Annotated in this window: 17 protein-coding genes and 1 pseudogene; 12 read left to right on the top strand and 6 right to left on the bottom strand. The window is 68.8% G+C overall.

The features are described 5' to 3' along the window. Positions 1–10: 10 nt before the first annotated feature. On the bottom strand, positions 11–1,018 hold the full coding sequence (locus JR064_RS07645) for an ABC transporter ATP-binding protein (RefSeq protein WP_241092909.1): 1,008 nt from the start codon (positions 1,016–1,018) through the stop codon (positions 11–13). Between the two features lie 100 nt (positions 1,019–1,118). On the opposite strand from JR064_RS07645, the gene JR064_RS07650 reads away from it, so the two are divergent. Continuing rightward, a complete protein-coding gene (locus tag JR064_RS07650; protein ID WP_206229315.1) occupies positions 1,119–1,868 on the top strand; it encodes a ferredoxin--NADP reductase in 750 nt (249 codons plus the stop codon). 113 nt (positions 1,869–1,981) lie between these two features. Here the strand turns inward: JR064_RS07650 and JR064_RS07655 are convergent, their stop codons facing one another. Next, positions 1,982–2,875 (bottom strand): AraC family transcriptional regulator, encoded by an 894-nt coding sequence (locus JR064_RS07655; RefSeq protein WP_206229316.1) that lies wholly within the window; start codon positions 2,873–2,875, stop codon positions 1,982–1,984. Positions 2,876–3,111: 236 nt separating this feature from the next. Between JR064_RS07655 and JR064_RS07660 the strand changes: the two are divergent. The 6 genes and pseudogenes from JR064_RS07660 to JR064_RS07685 form a co-directional block, all read left to right on the top strand. Next, positions 3,112–3,864: pseudogene (locus tag JR064_RS07660) on the top strand (SDR family NAD(P)-dependent oxidoreductase); the annotation flags it as partial. Between the two features lie 450 nt (positions 3,865–4,314). Beyond that, positions 4,315–4,896, top strand: a complete 582-nt coding sequence (locus tag JR064_RS07665; protein WP_179571044.1) for a hypothetical protein — start codon at positions 4,315–4,317, stop codon at positions 4,894–4,896. Further along, positions 4,893–5,093, top strand: coding sequence for a helix-turn-helix transcriptional regulator (locus JR064_RS07670; RefSeq protein ID WP_003472309.1), 201 nt, complete (start codon positions 4,893–4,895; stop codon positions 5,091–5,093). Before JR064_RS07665 ends, JR064_RS07670 begins: the two co-directional genes overlap by 4 nt. 82 nt (positions 5,094–5,175) lie before the next feature. Then, on the top strand, positions 5,176–6,693 hold the full coding sequence (locus JR064_RS07675) for an alpha/beta hydrolase (protein ID WP_179571043.1): 1,518 nt from the start codon (positions 5,176–5,178) through the stop codon (positions 6,691–6,693). 31 nt (positions 6,694–6,724) lie between these two features. Further along, a complete protein-coding gene (locus tag JR064_RS07680; protein WP_179571042.1) occupies positions 6,725–7,471 on the top strand; it encodes an ABC transporter ATP-binding protein in 747 nt (248 codons plus the stop codon). Further along, positions 7,468–8,649, top strand: coding sequence for an ABC transporter permease (locus tag JR064_RS07685; protein WP_179571041.1), 1,182 nt, complete (start codon positions 7,468–7,470; stop codon positions 8,647–8,649). The genes JR064_RS07680 and JR064_RS07685 overlap by 4 nt, the downstream gene beginning before the upstream one ends. 140 nt (positions 8,650–8,789) lie before the next feature. On the opposite strand, the gene JR064_RS07690 is transcribed toward JR064_RS07685, so the two are convergent. Next, the gene (locus JR064_RS07690; RefSeq protein WP_206229318.1) at positions 8,790–9,794 is read right to left on the bottom strand and encodes an energy transducer TonB; all 1,005 of its coding nucleotides are present in this window, start codon (positions 9,792–9,794) and stop codon (positions 8,790–8,792) included. Between the two features lie 178 nt (positions 9,795–9,972). Beyond that, positions 9,973–10,581, bottom strand: coding sequence for a TIGR00645 family protein (locus tag JR064_RS07695; protein ID WP_179571039.1), 609 nt, complete (start codon positions 10,579–10,581; stop codon positions 9,973–9,975). 111 nt (positions 10,582–10,692) lie between these two features. Between JR064_RS07695 and JR064_RS07700 the strand changes: the two genes are divergently transcribed. From JR064_RS07700 to JR064_RS07715, 4 genes are all read left to right on the top strand, one after another. Beyond that, positions 10,693–11,382, top strand: a complete 690-nt coding sequence (locus JR064_RS07700) for a glutathione binding-like protein (protein WP_179571038.1) — start codon at positions 10,693–10,695, stop codon at positions 11,380–11,382. A 74-nt stretch (positions 11,383–11,456) separates the two neighbouring features. Then, on the top strand, positions 11,457–13,688 hold the full coding sequence (locus JR064_RS07705; protein WP_206229319.1) for a S9 family peptidase: 2,232 nt from the start codon (positions 11,457–11,459) through the stop codon (positions 13,686–13,688). A 39-nt stretch (positions 13,689–13,727) separates the two neighbouring features. Then, on the top strand, positions 13,728–14,318 hold the full coding sequence (locus JR064_RS07710; RefSeq protein WP_179571036.1) for a cytochrome c oxidase assembly factor Coa1 family protein: 591 nt from the start codon (positions 13,728–13,730) through the stop codon (positions 14,316–14,318). Between the two features lie 290 nt (positions 14,319–14,608). Further along, positions 14,609–16,408, top strand: a complete 1,800-nt coding sequence (locus JR064_RS07715) for a DUF885 domain-containing protein (protein WP_206229320.1) — start codon at positions 14,609–14,611, stop codon at positions 16,406–16,408. Positions 16,409–16,483: 75 nt separating this feature from the next. Here JR064_RS07715 and JR064_RS07720 read toward each other — a convergent pair whose 3' ends face one another. Next, complete coding sequence (locus tag JR064_RS07720; RefSeq protein ID WP_206229321.1) at positions 16,484–16,837, bottom strand: hypothetical protein; 354 nt, start codon at positions 16,835–16,837, stop codon at positions 16,484–16,486. A 331-nt stretch (positions 16,838–17,168) separates the two neighbouring features. Next, on the bottom strand, positions 17,169–17,636 hold the full coding sequence (locus tag JR064_RS07725) for a hypothetical protein (RefSeq protein ID WP_206229322.1): 468 nt from the start codon (positions 17,634–17,636) through the stop codon (positions 17,169–17,171). Positions 17,637–17,813: 177 nt separating this feature from the next. Between JR064_RS07725 and JR064_RS07730 the strand changes: the two genes are divergently transcribed. Next, positions 17,814–18,062 (top strand): hypothetical protein, encoded by a 249-nt coding sequence (locus JR064_RS07730; protein WP_206229323.1) that lies wholly within the window; start codon positions 17,814–17,816, stop codon positions 18,060–18,062. Positions 18,063–18,261 lie beyond the last annotated feature (199 nt).

Raw genomic sequence — 18,261 nt, forward strand, 5'->3', positions numbered from 1 at the left:
GAAAGAGGGGTCAGGCGGCGGCGGGCGGCTGCTTCGGCGAGTCCGGCGCCGAGGCCGGGCCGCTTGCGCCGTCCCGGTTGTCCCCGGTGAGGCGCACGAACAGCTCCTCCAGGCGGTTGCTCTTGGTGCGCATCGAGCGCACGCGGATGCCGGCGCTGCCGAGCGCGGCGAACACGCGGTTGAGGTCCATCGCCCGCGGCATGTCCAGGTCCAGCGTATGCGCGTCCTGCGCGAGCAGGGTGGTGCCCTCGATCGCCGGCAGCTGTGCCGGCAGTTCGCCGTCGATGTCGAGCAGGAAGCCTTCCACGTCGAGCTTGGCCAGCAGTTCGCGCATCGGGCCCTGTTCGACGATGCGGCCGCGGTCGATGATCGCCAGGTTGCGGCACAGGCTCTCCGCTTCCTCCAGGTAGTGCGTGGTCAGGATGATGGTGGTGCCGGCGCCGTTGATCTCGCGCAGCACGCGCCACATGTCGCGGCGGATCTCGATGTCCACGCCGGCGGTGGGTTCGTCCAGGATCAGCAGGCGCGGCTGGGTCATCATCGCGCGGGCGATCATCAGCCGCCGCTTCATGCCGCCGGACAGGGTGCGGCTCATCACCTGCGCCTTGTCCCACAGGTGCGCGCGCTTGAGCTCCACTTCGGCCTGGTGCTCGGCCTGCGCGCGCGGCATGCCGTAGAACCCGGCGTAGTTGACCAGGATGTCGAAGGGCTTCTCGAACAGGTTGAAGTTGATCTCCTGCGGGACCAGGCCGAGCAGGCGCATCGCCGCGCTGCGCTGGGTGGTCAGGTCGGTGCCGAACACTTCGACCTGGCCGGCGCTGAGGTTGACCAGCGAGCTGATGATGCCGATCAGGGTGGACTTGCCGGCGCCGTTGGGGCCGAGCAGGGCGAAGAAATCGCCGGGCAGCACGTCCAGCGACACGCCGTGCAGCGCCTGCACGCCGTTGTCGTAGGTCTTGCGCAGCTCGCGCACGCGCAGCGCGGGCACCGGGGAGGGGAGCGGGGAGGCGATATTCAAGGCGGACCCTTTCGCGCCCTGTTGACGGCGCTGAAGAAATGCAGCCGCTATTATAGAAGACCTCGTGGGCTCGGCCCCGGCCATAGACTGTTGCATCCGCGTGCCTGCCCAATTCCCGTTGAAACTGGTCGACCGCCACATGCTGGCCCCGGCCGTCGGCCACTACCGCTTCGTCCGCGACGACGGCCAGCCGCTGCCGTTCGTGCCCGGCCAGTTCGTGCAGGTGCACTTCCACTACGCCGACGGCACCGCCACCAAGCGCAGCTATTCGCTGGCCACCCGCCACGATCCGTCGCAGCCGGCCGATGCGACGGTCGAGATTGCGGTCAGCTTCGTCGCCGGCGGCGCGGCCACGGCCTTGTTCGAAGGCCTGGAGATCGGCGGGCAGGTCTGCGCCAGCGGTCCGTACGGCCGCTTCTGCCTGAACCAGGGCGACAGCAACCGCCGCTACCTGCTGATCGCCACCGGTACCGGCGTCACCCCGTACCGCTCGATGTTGCCGCTGCTGGAAGCGGCGATGGCCGAGCGCGGCGCGGAGGTGGTACTGCTGCTGGGCGCGCGCACGCCGGCCGAGCTGCTGTACGGCGACGAATTCCGCGCCTTCGCCGACGCGCATCCGCGCTTCCGCTTCGTGCCGTGTTTCTCGCGCGAACTGCCCGCCGCGCCGCATGCGGACGTGCGCCACGGCTACGTGCAGCAGTTCCTCGGCGAGTTCGCGCCGCAGGCCGACGGCGATATCGCCTATCTGTGCGGCAATCCGAACATGGTCGACGCCTGCTTCGATGCGCTGAAAGAGGCGGGTCTGCCGGTGCAGCACATCCGCCGCGAGAAGTACGTCAGCAGCAAGTAGCGCCTGCGCGCCGTCGCTCGCCATACGCCGGCGCCTGGTGGCTCGCTTCCTGCCCGCGCCGGACATCGCTCCGGGCGCTGCAGCGTTTGCTCGGCACGGGGCCCGCGCCTCGGCTACGCGGCCGAGGTCAGGCGTTGCCGGGTGTCCTTGATGTCCTTGCCCGGCGGCATGCCGAACATGCGGCCGTATTCGCGCGTGAACTGTGGAACGCTTTCGTACCCCACCGCCGAGGCCGCCCTGCCGATCGTCGCGCCTTCCGCCAACAGCAGGCGCCTGGCCTCGATCAGGCGCAGCTGCTTCTGGAACTGCAGCGGGGTCAGCGAGGTGATCGCGCGGAAGTGCACGTGGAACGTCGACAGGCTCATTCCCGCCGCGTCCGCCAGCTGCTCCATGCGCAACGGCCTGGCGAAGTCCGAGCGGATCCTGGCCACCGCGCGGCCCACCCGCCGGGCATGGCTGTCGGTGACGCCCAGCGCGCGCATCGCGCCGCCGTGCCGCCCCGACAGCAGCCAGTAGTGCAGCTCGCGCAGCAACTGCGGGCCCAGCACGTGGACCGACGCGGGGCGGTCCAGCAGGCGGATGAGCCTGTCCGCGGTGTCGGCGACTTCCGCCTCGGTCGGATCGACGCGTACCGGCGACCCCATCGCGAAAGGGGTCGTGCCCATCTCGGCCACCAGCGATGCGATCGTGGCCGGATCCAGCTCCACCACGCAGGCGTAGTAGGGCGCGGCGAGCGAGGCACGGGTGATCTGGCTGACCGTGGGCACTTCCGCGGTGACCAGCAGGGACTCGCCGGCACCGAAGTCGTAGCTGCTGCTGCCCATCGTGACCTGCTTCCTGCCCTGCAGCACCAGCGCCACCAGCGGCCTGCAGATGGCGTAGTGCAATGGCGTCGGCCGGGTCTCGCGCAGGATCGCAAGCCCGGGCAAGGGCGTGCGCGCGACCCCGGCCTCGTCGACGTTCGCATCGGCGTAGCGACGCGCGGTTTCCAACAGATTCGCAGGCATAAGCAGACCCTAGCGCGTGATCGCAGCGGGCACAATCGAGTTGGATGATTGGGCAAGAAATTCGCAAGAAAAGGCAGGGGTGCGCTGAGTTTTTGCGGGTAAATGAGGGGTTCTTCAGGTTCGTTGGTGCGAATTCTGGACGAATAGGCAAGAAATGGGCTGGATCGGGAAACTGCGCGAGGGCGTTCCGTCCGATCGTTTCTCCACCCCGCAACATCCACCCCCTGGAGATCCCCATGACGTCGATCACCCTCATCACCGGTGCCAACCGCGGCCTCGGCCGCAATACCGCCATCAGCATCGCCCGCCGTGGCGGCGATGTCCTGCTGACCTACCGCAACGGCGCCGACCAGGCCAAGGCCGTCGTCGCCGAAATCGAAGCGATGGGCCGCAAGGCGGTGGCCTTGCCGCTGGACGTGAGCGACGTGGCGTCCTTCGGCGCTTTCGCCGACGCAGTGCGCAGCGCCCTGTCCGTCACCTGGTCCCGGACCGACTTCGACCACCTGCTTAACAATGCCGGCCATGGCGAGATGGCCATGCTCGCAGAGACGACCGAAGCCCAGTTCGACGCGCTGTTCGCGACCCACGTCAAGGGCGTGTACTTCCTGACCCAGGCGCTGCTGCCGCTGATCGCCGATGGCGGCCGCATCGTGAACTTTTCCTCCGGCCTGACCCGCGTATCGATGCCGGGCTTCTCTGCCTACGCGGCCGCCAAGGGCGCCGTCGAGATCCTGTCGGTCTACATGGCCAAGGAATTCGGTGGCCGCGGCATCGCGGTGAACACCGTGGCCCCGGGCGCGATCGAAACCGACTTCCTGGGCGGCGCGGTGCGCGACCTGCCCGATCTGAACAGGCAGTTCGCCGACATGACCGCCCTGGGGCGGGTGGGCGTGCCCGACGACATCGGCCCGATGGTCGCCAGCCTGCTCGGCCCGGACAACCGCTGGGTCAACGCGCAGCGGATCGAGGTGTCGGGCGGGCAGGCCATCTGGCCGACGGTCCCGCGAGGCTCGGAAGGCGTCGGCCTGCTGGCCGGCGCTTTTGTGCGGCGACGGCAGAGCGCACGCAAGGGTGCGGCCTGTGTGCGATCGCAGCGCGACGGAGCTGCCGATGTCGCAAGGAGACGGATGCGCAGTGCGATCGCAGAGAGGTCCTGCGCGACTGTCTGAAAACGCCTCCGTGCCTGGCCACGATGCAGCTGCCGGCGCGATGCCGAGGTGCGTGTTGCGGCAATCGCGCGCGACGCCGACGCTGCGACTCTGACGGATTGCGCGACGGCATCGCCTGTCGCCAGCGGCTGTAAAGGACGCTTGACAGCCGCGACCGGCGCGCGCATCCTCCTGTAAAGCGTGCTTGACAGGGGGATGTATGCGAAACGTCGTGATGGCATTCGATTGGTGCCGGCCAGAGACGGTCGGCGCTGCGGTCGGGGCGCGGCCGTGAACCGCTGCAAGCGCAGCGCGATCGTGGTGCTGGGCGTGAGCGTCGCGCTGCTCGCGGTCACGCCGTGGCTGCGGCTGTTGCGCGGCGACGACTATTTTCGCGGGCTGTGGTTCGGGCTGTGCATCGGCGGCATCTTCCTGGCGCTGATGCTGTGGTGGTCGCCGGGCAGCCTGCGCGACAGCGCGCCGCCGGCGCTGGCGCGCCGCTACTACCGCGAGTTCGGGTTGCCGATGCTGCTCTACGTCGGCGTGATGCTGTGCTGGAGACGCCTGCTCGGCAGCGTGGAGGCGGACTGGGCGCGGGTGCTGATCGCACTGCTGCCGGCGCTGCTGGTGGCGCTGGTGATCCGTGCGGTGGCGCGCTTCGTGCGCGACTCCGACGAGATGCAGCGGCGCATCGAGCTGGAGTCCATCGCCATCGCCGCCGGGCTGGTCGCCGGCGGCTACATGACCGCCGGTTTCCTGCAGGCCGCGGGCACGATCGCGGTGCCGGCAGCGGCGGCGATGCTGTGGGTGTTCCCGCTGCTGTGCGCGACCTACGGCATCGCCAAGGGCGTGAATGCGCGCCGCTACCAATGAACAGCCGCATCCGCGAACTGCGCGAGGCCCGCGGCTGGTCGCAGGGCGAGCTGGGCGAGCGGCTGGGCGTGTCGCGGCAGACCATCAACGCGCTGGAAACCGGCAAGTACGATCCGAGCCTGCCGCTGGCGTTCCGTATCGCGCGGCTGTTCGCGCACAGTATCGAGCAGGTGTTCCTGTTCGACGATTCCGAGTAGCCCTTCCGACCTGCCATCGGTCACCTACGACGCCATGCTCCGGCATGGCATCCTGCAAGCCATGAACTCAAGGATGCGAACCATGCGACACCCATGCAGACCGCTCGCCGTCGTCGCGGCGACCTTGCTGCTCGCCGCCTGCCAAGGCGGACACGGACCGGCCCCGCAGAATGCGGGGCGCAGCTACGGCACGCTGCGCTTCCATCCCTGCACGTTGACCAGTCCGGTCGCGTCCAACAACGTCGAGGCGCAATGCACGCGCATGCCGGTGCCGGAGAATCCGGCGGTGCCTGGCGGACGCAAGATCGAACTCAACATCGCCTGGTTGCCGGTCACCGGCCAGGGCGGCAGCGATCCGGATCCGGTGTTCTTCCTCGCCGGCGGCCCGGGTCAGGCGGCGACCGAGGTGGCCAGCATCGTCGACATGGCCTTGCGCGAAACCCGCAAGCGCCGCGACGTGTTCCTGATCGACCAGCGCGGCACCGGCCAGTCCAATCCGCTGACCTGCCTGGGCGCGGACGGCAAGGAAATGCAGCTGGCCGATCCGGCGCGCGCGCCCACCGCCAGTGAGCTGCTCGACTACGCGCGGCGTTGCGCGCAGTCGCTGCAGGGCCGCGCCGATCCGCGCTACTACACCACCACCCAGGCCATCGCCGACCTGGATGCGGTGCGCGCCGCGCTCGGCACGGACAAGCTCAACCTGATCGGCGGCTCCTACGGCACCCGCGTCGCCCAGCAGTACGCGGCGCGCTATGCGGCGCACACCCGCAGCGTGGTGATCGACGGCGTGGCGCCGAACGACCTGGTGGTCGGCGGCGAATTCGCCACCACCTTCGAGGATGCGATCAAGCTGCAATCGGAGCAGTGCAGGGCCACCCCGGCCTGCGCCAAACGTTTTCCCACCGACACCCGCGCGCAGCTGCGCACGGTGGTGGAGCGGCTGCGGCAGGCGCCGGCGGACGTGGACTATCGCGACCCGGCCAGCGGCGAGAGCAAGCACGACCGGGTGACCGCCGACACCGTCACCAGCCTGGCGTTCTCGTTCTCGTACGCGCCGCAGACCGCGTCGCTGTTGCCGCTGGTGCTGGACGAGGCCGCGCACGAACGCTATGCGCCGCTGATGTCGCTGGCGAAGATGATGGGCAAGCAACTGGACGGGCAGATGAACCGCGGCATGCAGTGGTCGGTGATCTGCGCCGAAGATGCCGACCGTTACCACCCGCCTGCCGCCGGCGGCGAAACCCTGCTCGGCCCGGAGGTGGCGCAGATGTTCTTCGCCGCCTGTCCGGCATGGCCGACCGGGACGCGCCCGGCCGGTTTCACCGCGCCGTTCAAATCCGAACTGCCGGTGCTGCTGACCTCCGGCGAGCTGGATCCGGTGACCCCGCCGCGCTATGCCGCGCGCGTGTTGCAGGGCCTGCCCAACGGCCGCCACCTGGTGGTGCGCGGCCAGGGCCACGGCACCATGACCCTGGGCTGCATGCCCAAGCTGCTGAGCCAGTTCTTCGAGAACGCCGATGCCAAGCAGCTCGACGCCACCTGCCTGGACGCGATGAGCGGCGTGCCGGCCTTCACTTCATTCAACGGATGGGAACCATGAGCCGCGCAGCGTTTCGCAGGGGAGAGTGCGCATGATCGTCGCCGACAATCTGCACAAGGCGTTCAAGACCAAGGCCGGCGTCGTGCAGGCGGTGCAAGGGGTCAGCTTCGAAGCCGCCGACGGCCAGATCACCGGCCTGCTCGGTCCCAACGGCGCCGGCAAGACCACCACCTTGCGCATGCTGTACACGCTGATGGCGCCCGACCAGGGCCAGGTGCGCGTGGACGGCATCGACGTCGGCGCCGATCCGCTGGCGGTGCGCCGCGCGCTGGGCGTGCTGCCCGATGCGCGCGGCGTGTACAAGCGCCTGACCGCGCGCGAGAACATCGCCTACTTCGGCGAACTGCACGGGCTGTCGGCGGCGCGCATCGCCGAGCGCACGCGGCTGCTGTCGGCGGCGCTGGACATGGACGACATCCTCGACCGCCAGACCGAGGGCTTCAGCCAGGGCCAGCGCACCAAGACCGCGATCGCGCGCGCGCTGGTCCACGACCCGCGCAACGTGATCCTCGACGAACCTACCAACGGCCTGGACGTGATGACTACCCGCGCGATGCGCGGCTTCCTGCGCGGGCTGCGCGAGGAAGGGCGTTGCGTGATCTTCTCCAGCCACATCATGCAGGAGGTGGCGGCGCTGTGCGATCGCATCGTCATCGTCGCCAAGGGCACGGTGGTGGCCGCCGGCACGGCCGACGAACTGCGCGCCCTGACCGGCGAAGACAATCTGGAAGACGCCTTCGTCAAGGCGATCGGCAGCGACGAGGGACTGCACGCATGAGCCTGTTTCGAACCGTTTTCACCGTGATGCGCAAGGAATTGCGCGACCTCGGGCGCGACCGCCGGACCCTGGCGCTGGCGCTGCTGCTGGGCCCGCTGCTGTATCCGGCGCTGATCCTGGGCATGGGCGCGCTGGCCGAGAGCCGGGTCAGGACCCAGATCGACAAGCCGCTGAATATCCCGGTGATCGGCCGCGAGCGCGCGCCGAACCTGGTCGCGTTCCTCGCCGCGCAAGGCCTGAACGCGGTCGCCCCGCCCAAGGACCTGACCGCGGCGATCCGCAGCCAGGACGTGGACCTGGCGCTGAAGATCGACGAGGACTACGCCAACGCCTGGCGCGAGGGGCGGCCGGCGCTGGTGGAGATCATCAAGGACAGCACCCGCCGCGATGCCGACATCCCGACCACGCGCGTGCAGACGGCGCTGAGCATGTACAGCCAGCAGGTCGGCGCGCTGCGGCTGTTGGCGCGCGGCGTCGATGCGCAGGTGGCGCGGCCGCTGGACATGGCCGTCCAGGACCTGGCCACGGCCGAGGCCAAGCGCGGCGTGCTGCTGGCGATGCTGCTGCCGGTGCTGCTGAGCATCACCTCGTTCATCGGTGGCGCCTATCTGATCCTCGACGCCACCGCCGGCGAACGCGAGCGGCAATCGCTGGAGCCGCTGCTGGCCACGCCGGCCTCGCGCGGCGCCATCGTCAGCGGCAAGATCGCCGCCGCGTGCGTGGTCGGGCTGGCCTCGCTGCTGCTGACCCTGCTCGCGTTCAAGCTCAGCGCGCAGGTCGCCAGCGGCATCGGCCGCCAGCTCAACGTCAGCTTCGTGGCGATGCTGCAGATGCTGTTCGTGCTGCTGCCGATGCTGTTCATCGGCACCTCGCTGCTGACCCTGCTGGCCGCCGCGGCCAAGAGCATGAAGGAAGCGCAGAGCCACATGACCTGGCTGATGCTGCTGCCGATGCTGCCCGGTTACGCGTTGATGGTGTATCCGCTGAAGACCACGCTGTGGCAGTTCGCGGTGCCGTTCCTGGCGCAGAACCAGATGCTGCTGAAGATCATCCGCCGCGAACCGATCGACCTGCAGATCTGGGCGGTGTACCTGGCCGCCGGCTTCGGCCTGGCCGCGGTGCTGTGGCTGGCCGCGGTGCGTCGCTACCGGCAGGAGCGGTTGGCGATATCGGGGTGAAGCCGGGATTGGGGAGTCGGGATTGGAGATTCGTAAGAGCGAAGGGCGTTCCTGCAGCGATGCATTTGCGCTGCTTTTACGAATCCCCAATCCCGACTCCCTAATCCCAAAAAAAGCCCGGCGGAGCCGGGCTTTTTTTCTTAGCCGCCGGGATTGAACGCCAACGTGCGCCGCGTCGTGACCGGCGCGCTGACCGGCTCGAAGCGCCAGCGCTTGGTCGCGTTCAGCGCTTCGCGGTCGAACACCCGTGCCGGGGTGGCGCGCAGCACGCGGGCGCTGGTGACCGAACCGTCGGTGCCGACGGTGATCTCCACCAGCACTTCGCCTGCGGTGCCCGAACGCAGCGCTTCGGGCGGGTAGCGCGGCGCCGGAGTGCTGATCGCGCGTAGCGATTGGGTGCTGGCGGTGGCGGCCGCCGGCGGTGGCGTGGCCGCAGGCTGTGCGGCTGCCGGAGCCGGGGTCGGCGCGCTGCGCGCGGCGGCGGCCTGGCGCTCGGCTTCCTGGCGCGCGCTCTCGCGGCGCGCGGCTTCCTGTTGCGCGGCGATCTGCTGCGCGGCCTGCGCCTCGCTGGCCTGCTGCTGCGCCTGCTTTTGCTGCTCGGCCAACAGCTTGGCCTTCTGTTCGGCCTCCTTCTTGACCTTGTCGGTCTCTTCCTGGCTGCGTTGCGCCGCGGACTGCATGCCGTTGCTCACGCCCAGCTTCAGCCGCGGCAATGCCGGCGCCTGGCTGTCGATCTTCTCGATCAGCGCGACCAGCCGCTGCGCTTCCGGGAAGTCCTCGCGGTTGATGCTCTGCTCGGCGGCGATCAGCGTGTACGGCATCAGGTCGGTCAGCGCGCTCTTCACCCCGGCGTCGTCCGGCTGCTTGTCGCGCAACGCCAGGTAGTACTCGACCGCGTTGTTGCCGGCCGGCGCATACATGCGGTTCTCGCGCAGCGCCTGGCTGGCCGATTCGTGCAGCTGCTCGGTGCCCATCGACTGCACCTTGGCCGAGACCGGCGGTGCGGCCGGCACCGTTGCCGCGGGCTTGGCCGCCGGCGCAGTGGCCGGGGCGGCGTCCTCCTGCTTGGAACAGGCGGCCAGCGCGGCCAGCAGCAGTACCGGCGCCATGCGGCGCGCCTTCGCGAATGTCGTTACCTGCAACATGCTTCCCCCTAATCCCCGGTGATGGCCATGAATACGCAGCGGTGGTTCTCCCGCGCAGCCGGTCCGGCTCCCCCGTCCCTGCCAGCGCACCCCACCTGCCAATCTAGCATCCGCTCCGGCCGCGTGCTTGACGGCCGCGTGGCGGCGGCCGGAAAAGCGTGAGCCCGTGCACGCGAGGTCAGTGCGCCGGTTTCGGCGGCGCGGACATCAGCCGGTCGGTCCAGGCGATGCCGATCGCCGACAGGATGAAGATGCCGTGGATGATGGTCTGCCACAGCACGCCGGTCTGGGTCAGCGTCGCACAGCTCTTCAGGTCCACCGTGGCTGCGGCGCTGGCCAATTGGTCCGGCGAGCACAGCGGCATGCCGCCCAGCGCGCCGACCGCGATGAAGGTCTTGAGCAGGTGGATCGAGGAGATGCCGATGATCGACAGCGCCAGCTTCACCTTCAGCACGCTGGCATTGACGTGGCTCAGCCACTCCGGCTGGTCCGGATGGCCTTCCAGGCCCAGCCGCGAGACGAAGGTCTCGTAGCCGCCGACGATCACCATCACCAGCAGGTTGGAGATCATCACCACATCGATCAGGCCGAGCACGATCAGCATGATCTGCTGCTCGCCCAGGCTCGGCGCCTCGTGGATCAGGTGCCACAGTTCCTTGCCGAACAGGAACACGTAGACGCCCTGGGCCACGATCAATCCCAGGTACAGCGGCAGCTGCAACCAGCGCGAGGCGAAGATCAGGCTGGACAGCGGATTCAGGCGGGGCGTCGGGCGCGGAGGGCTCATGGCGTGGTATCGAATGCTGCGTTGCAGGAAGGCGCAGGGTACTGGCCCGCCGTGATGCTGCCAAGCGCACGGCGCGGCTACACTGGACGCCCCCGTTTCCGGACCGCCGCCATGATCGATCTGTACTACTGGCCCACGCCCAACGGCCACAAGGTCACGTTGTTGCTCGAGGAAGCCGGCCTGGACTACACCATCAAGCCGGTCAACATCGGCGCCGGCGAGCAGTTCGCACCGGAGTTTCTGGCGATCTCGCCGAACAACAAGATGCCGGCGATCGTGGACCATGCGCCGGCCGACGGCGGCGCGCCGCAGAGCGTGTTCGAATCCGGCGCGATCCTGCTGTACCTGGCCGAGAAGACCGGGCGCTTCCTGCCGGCCGATCCGCGCGGGCGCATCGTCGCGCTGGAGTGGCTGTTCTGGCAGATGGCCGGGCTCGGCCCGATGAGCGGGCAGATGGGCCATTTCAATGTCTATGCGCCGGAGAAGATCGGCTACGCGATCGACCGCTACAACGCCGAGGTGCGGCGCCTGCACGGCGTGCTCGACAAGCGCCTGGCGCACAGCGAGTACCTGGCCGGCGCCGAGTACGGCATCGCCGACATGGCCAGCTATCCGTGGATCGAGGTGTACAACGGGCTCACCCCCGACTACGCCGCGTTCCCGCACCTCAAGCGCTGGCACGATGCGATCGGCGCACGCCCGGCCACGCAGCGCGCCTACGCGCTGAAGCAGCAGGTCAATCCGGACGCCGGCAAGCCGCTCAGCGACGCCGAACGCAAGCATCTGTTCGGCAAGCGCTGAGCCGTCCGCGTCACGCTTCTCAAACCGCCGGCACGCGCGCATCCTTGCGCGCTAGTGCCACGCCAGGAACCTTCATGCGCTCTGTGTTCGCCGCTCTCGCCCTCATGCTCGCCACTTCCCTCGTTCCCGCGCACGCCGAAAAACTGACCCTGGAGGCCATCACCGGCAGCAAGCCGCTGTCGGGGCCGACCCTGATGAAGCCGCAGGTCGCGCCCGACGGTTCGCGGGTGACCTTCCTGCGCGGCAAGGACAGCGACCGCAACCAGCTGGACCTGTGGGAATACGACATCGCCAGCGGCCAGACCCGCTTGCTGGTGGACTCGAAGGTGGTGCTGCCCGGCACCGAGACGCTGAGCGACGAGGAGAAGGCGCGGCGCGAGCGCCAGCGCATTTCCGCCTATGCCGGCATCGTCGATTACCAGTGGGCGCCGGATGCGCACGCGCTGCTGTTCCCGCTCGGTGGCGAGCTGTATCTGTACGACCTGCGCAAGACCGGCAGCGCCGCGGTGCGCAAGCTGACCCACGGCGAGGGTTTCGCCACCGATCCGAAGATTTCGCCCAAGGGCGGCTACGTCAGCTTCGTGCGTGCGCGCAATCTGTGGGTGATCGATCTGGCCAGCGGCCAGCAGCACCAGCTGACCCGCGACGGCAGCGACACCATCGGCAACGGCGTGGCCGAGTTCGTCGCCGACGAGGAGATGGACCGCCACACCGGCTACTGGTGGGCGCCGGACGACTCGGCGATCGCCTTCACGCGCATCGACGAATCCGGCGTGCCGGTGCAGAAGCGCCCGGAGGTGTATGCCGACCACACCGAGGTGATCGAGCAGCGCTATCCGCAGGCCGGGCAGCCCAACGTCAAGATCCAGCTGGGCACGATCGCGCCGCGCGCCGGCGCGCAGCCGCAGTGGATCGACCTGGGCAAGAATCCGGACATCTACCTGGCGCGGGTGGACTGGCGCGATGCGCAGCGGCTGACCTTCCAGCGCCAGTCGCGCGACCAGAAAAAGCTCGAACTGATCGAGGCGACCCTGGCCGGCGGCAAGCAGCGGGTGCTGGTCACCGAGACCAGCAAGACCTGGGTGCCGCTCAACCACGACCTGCATTTCCTCAAGGACGGGCGCTTCGTGTGGGGCTCGGAGCGCAGCGGCTACGAGCACCTGTACCTGGCCTCGGAAGACGGACGCAAACTGGTTCCGCTGACCCACGGCGACTGGATCGTGGACGAGCTGCTGGCGGTGGACGAAGGCGCCGGCAAGGTCTACTTCTCCGCGACCAGGGAGTCGCCGACCCAGACCCAGCTCTACGCGGTGCCGCTGGACGGCGGCGCGATCGAGCAGCTGTCCAAGCCCAACGGCACGCATGCCGCCAGCTTCGCCAAGAACGCCAGCGTCTACGTCGACAGCTGGTCCAACACCGCCACGCCGCCGCAGATCGAGTTGTTCCGCGCCAGTGGCGAAAAGATCGCCACGCTGCTGGTCAACGATCTGGCCGATCCGCAGCATCCCTACGCCAGGTACCGCGACGCGCAGCGTCCGGCCGAGTTCGGCCACCTGACCGCGGCCGACGGCAAGACGCCGCTGCACTACCGGCTGACCAAGCCCGCCGACTTCGATCCGGCCAAGCGCTATCCGGTGGTGGTCTACGTCTACGGCGGCCCGGCCGCGCAGACCGTGCTCGACGGCTGGCCGGTGCGCGGCGACGCGCTGTTCGACCAGTACCTGGCCCAGCACGGCTATGTCGTGTTCTCGGTCGACAACCGCGGCACCCCGCGCCGCGGCCGCGACTTCGGCGGTGCGCTGTACCAGCGCCAGGGCACGGTGGAAGTGGACGACCAGCTGCGCGGCGTCGCCTGGCTGAAGGCGCAGCCGTGGGTGGATGCCGCGCGCATCGGCGTGTACGGCTGGTCCAACGGCGGCTACATGACCCTGATGCTGCTGGCCAAGCACAGCGAGGCCTATGCCTGCGGCGTGGCCGGCGCGCCGGTGACCGATTGGGGGCTGTACGACAGCCACTACACCGAGCGCTACATGAACCTGCCGGCGGCCAATCCCGACGGTTACCGCGACGGCCGCGTGGCCGCGCATCTGGATGGCCTGAATTCGCCGCTGCTGCTGATCCACGGCATGGCCGACGACAATGTGCTGTTCACCAACTCCACCTCGCTGATGAGCGAGCTGCAGAAGCGCGGCAAGCTGTTCGAGCTGATGACTTATCCTGGGGCGAAGCACGGCCTGTCCGGCAGCAATGCGCTGCACCGCTACCGCACCACCGAAGCTTTCCTGGCGCGTTGCCTCAAGCCCTGATCGCCACCCGCACCGTCTTTCGCCGAAAAGGAGTTCTGCATGTCCACGCCGCCGCCGTTACCCGGTTCGCCCGTGTCTGACCCCGCCGCCGCCGCGCCGCCGGTGGCGGCCCGGAAGGGCTGGTGGGCACGCCACTGGAAATGGGCGGTGCCATTGGTGGTGCTGTTGCTGGGCGCAATGCTGCTGGCCTCGATCGCGGTGTTCGTGATGGGCATCGCACGCGTCACCAAGTCGTCCGAGCCGTACCGCGTCGGCCTGATGGCCGCGCAGCTCGACCAGCGGGTCATCGCCGCGCTGGGCGCGCCGGTCAAGGACGGGATCATGCCCAGCGGCAGCATTTCCACCAGCAACGGCACCGGCAGCGCCAATCTCAGCGTGTCGCTGCACGGCGCGCGCGGCAACGGCACCTTGTACATCGAAGCCGAGCGCCATGCCGGCGAATGGCACTACACGACGCTGCAGGTGCTGCCCGACGCCGGCGAGGCGATTCCGCTGCTCGAGGATGTCGAGTCCGGAGTGGACGACGCCATCGAAACCGACGCCGAGTCCGATTCCGACGCGGATGCCGTCAACGAGGTGCAGACCGACGCGGATCCGGCTGCGCCGGCCGAGGCGGACAGCACGCAATAAGCTCCGCGCCGCCGCGGCATGCGGCGCAGTGGCACCCACGCCGCGTGGCCGAATCCGTCGCGTCGCTGCGTTGCGCGGGCAGGGTGGATGCGGGGCATCGCGCTGTCGCCGTGCTGCCGTCCGCAGACGGTGTGGCCGTGTCTACGATTGGCGAGCCTGCAGCGGCGGCCCTGGTCGCTTCCGTGTCGCGCGCGATCGCCGGCCACCCGGCGCGGCCATGACCTACGGCAGCTTGCCGGCCGTGCGCGCGCCGCGTACGGTCGCCGCATCGTCCCGCTGGAGATTCACCGATGAAGCCACTCGTCCTCGCCATCGCGCTGGCCCTGGTCGCGCCGTTGCCTGTCCTCGCGCAGGCCGCGCCCGCCGCCGCTTCGGCCGAGGCCGCCGGCCCGGCATGGGTGAAGCGCAGCAACGACTTCGCGCAGATCCTGCTGCAGGCGCAGGCGCCGTTCCAACCCGAGGAAGTGAGCTTCTTCGGCGTGCCGGGCTACGACGACAAGGTCGCCGACCTGGGGCCGGACAATGCCCGCCGCTATCGCGACGCGATCGGCAAGGCCCGGCGCGCGCTGCAGGAGAAGCTGGAGGTCGAGCGCGATCCCAACGTGCGCCAGGACCTGGCGATCATGATCCATGCCGCCGACCAGGCCGCCGAAGGCAGCGCGTTGAACGAACGCCTGCTGCTGCCGTGGCAGGATGCGCCGCAGATGGTGTTCGGCGGCCTCAACAATCTGCTGTCCGAACAGGTGCCGGCGGCGCGCCGGGCCAAGGCGCTGGACCGGCTGCAGCGCTATGTCGGCCTGGCGCCCGGCAGCACCTCCTCGCTCGTGCTGGCGCGCCAGCGCTACGAGGAAAAGCTGGCCAACGGCGCGCTGCTGCCGCCGACCCGACGCGAGGTCGAGCAGGCCTTGAGCAACGTCGACACCTACGCCAAGGGCATTCGCGAACTGTTCGCGACCTACAAGATCGACGGCGCCGAACCGGCGCTGGCGGCGATGGACAAACAGTTCAAGGACTACGCCGCTTGGACGCGCAAGGTGGTGCTGCCGAAGGCGCGCGAGGACGCGCGCCTGCCGCCGGAACTGTATGCCTTCCAGCTCAAGCAGGTCGGCATCGACATCGCGCCGCAACTGTTGATGCAGCGCGCACAACTGGAATTCATGGAGACCCGCGCGGCGATGCAGCAGCTGGCGCCGCTGGTGGCCAAGGCCAAGGGCCTGAAGGTCGACAATCCCGGCGACTACCGTGCGGTGATCCGCGCGCTCAAGCGCGACACCATCGCCAACGACCAGCTGGAAACCCATTACCGCGACGTCATCGCGCAGATCGATCCGATCATCCGCCAGCAGCGCATCGTCGATGTGCCGCAGCGGCCCATGCAGATGCGGCTGGGCTCGGCGGCCGAGAGCGCGGCGCAGCCGGCGCCGCATTTCCGTCCGGCGCCGCTGGTCGGCAACACCGGCGAGCAGGGCACCTTCGTGCTGCCGCTGGGCAATCCGGATACCGCCGGCAAGGGCGAGCACTACGACGACTTCAACTTCGGCTCGGCGGCGTGGACGCTGAGCGCGCACGAGGGCCGGCCCGGCCACGAGCTGCAGTTCACCGCGATGGTCGAGCGCGGCGTCTCGCTGGCGCGCAGCATGTTCGCGTTCAATTCGGTGAACGTCGAAGGTTGGGCGCTGTACGCCGAGGCCGAAATGGTGCCGTACGAACCGCTGGACGGGCAGCTGATCGCGCTGCAGTTCCGCCTGCTGCGCGCCGCGCGCGCCATGCTCGACCCGATGCTCAACCTGGGCCTGACCGACCGCGAACGCGCCCGCCTGGTGCTGGAGAACGACGTCGGCCTGTCGCCGGCGATGGCGCGGCAGGAACTGGACCGCTACATGATGCGCGCGCCCGGCCAGGCCGGCAGTTATTTCTACGGCTACAGCCGCATCATGGAACTGCGCATGCGCACCGAACTGGCGCTGGGCGCGAAGTTCGACCGTCTGAAGTTCAACAACTTCCTGCTGGACCAGGGCCTGCTGCCGCCGGATCAGTTGCAGGCCGCGGTGGAAACCCAGTTCATCGCCGACAGTGCCGGCAAGCCCTAAGCCCCTGATATTGGCGCTCGGAACGGCCCAGCAGCGGACGCGCGCAACGTGCCCGCTTCGCGGGCCGGAGGCGACTCAATGTTTGAAGGGAACCAACTCGGGCGGCTTGGCACCTTTCCACTGCCCTTGTTTCAACGCCCCCGGACAGATGCTCACGTATTGGGCGAGCGCTGCAATGGCTGTCGGCGTCCATCCTACGCAATGATTTGTCGTCACCGGTGTCGGATAGGGACAATACGGCGAGACTGGCTCCCATGAGCCAGAGATGGGATCCACCGGCTTCCAATTGTAGTCGGGTATGTCGCAGCCTTTCGAGCAGAACAGGAAAGGGTCGTCCATGCGGCAGACCAACTGCACGTGAGGCGTCGAGGCAGTCGCGCTGGTCTGCAGCCCAATCGCGCCGACCAATATCCATATCCAACGTTTCATAACGATTCCTTCTGTCAATGACGGTTTGTACCGTGCGCTCAGGCTAACGAGCTGCCATTACCTTTGCGGGTCCCAACCCGCAGGCCTGACAGGTCTCCGCAATGCACGCGGTCCGAAGAATACTATAATCCGGCCAATAACTTACAAGGGTTGTCGGGCGAGGGCCGCCTGTGCCTCGGCCGCTTCGCCGCCCCAGGGGAGCGGCTGAAGCCGTGCGTCGGAGCTGGGTCGACGTTGGTCGGTCTCCGACCTTTGCCGGCCGATTGTCGAGGCGAACGGCGCTCCGGAAGCAAAAGCCGCGCCTGGTTGCACTGCCACGCCATGCTCAGCGTTACTCCGGCGGCAACGGCTGCTGGGGCTGCGGCTGTGGCACCGCCGGCACCTGCGCCCCCGGCGGTACCCAGATCGCCATCCCGGCGGCGCGTTTCTGCGTGGTCGGGATGCCGATGCCCAGGCCGCCGCCGACGTGGCCGCCGTAGCTGCCGGCGCCCACCGACACGCCGCCGCCGGAGCGCTGCGAGGCCACGCCCATCAGCACCACACCGTTGGCGCCGAGCTTGGCCGCCTCGCGCTTGAGCCGGGCCATCGCCGCATCGGTCTGGCCCTGGGTGCCGAAGCCGGCCGCGCTGGACGATTCGAGCTGGGCGATGTCGACCGCGCCGAGCGGCGGGGTCGAATAGATCTGGACCAGGGCCGGGTCGATCGGCGGACGCGGCGCGCCGACCATCACCTTGGAGGAACTGGCGCAGCCGGCCAGCGCGAACAGCAGCGCCAGCGGCAACAGCGGTCGGACGTTCATGGCATCACCCCTGGGAATCGGTTCACGACGCGATGATAGGCGCGATCGGTGAACCGCGGCGCACCCGCCATCGCCGCCACCGTGGCACGCCCGCCGTGAGTCCCGTGCCAAGAGTTGGCTTGCGCCGCCAGGGCCGCGCGCTATGGTGCGCACTGGCATTCAGCGTAGGGCGACTGCATGGGCTTGATCAGTCTGTTGTGGGGCATCGTGGCGTTGCTGTGGATGATCCTGGCCTTCATCCCGCTGCTGGGCTGGGGCAACTGGTTCGTGATCCCGTTCGCCGCGCTCGGCGCGATCATCGCCGCGATCGGCCTGCTGTTCACCTCGGCCCCGAACCGCGGTCGCGCCAAGACCGGGCTGATCCTCAACGGCCTGGTGATCGTGGTCGGGGTGATCCGGCTGAGCCTGGGCGGCGGAGTGATCTAACGGCATGCCGGTGCATGCCGGGCACGGCGGCATGCTGTGTTGCAGCAGTTCCCGTCCATCTGCGGCTGGCAGGCGTAAAATTCGGCGGTGACGACCGCTGCGGTGGCCGTCACCGTTCGCGCCGGTGCGTGCGGCGCGGCTCGGCAGACCGGGCGTCGCCTCGCAGTGCCGCGTGCGCGACGTCCGACCCGTCCCTGCA

Origin of the sequence: Xanthomonas bonasiae, assembly GCF_017163705.1 — a bacterium.
Classification (GTDB): Bacteria; Pseudomonadota; Gammaproteobacteria; order Xanthomonadales; family Xanthomonadaceae; genus Xanthomonas_A; species Xanthomonas_A bonasiae.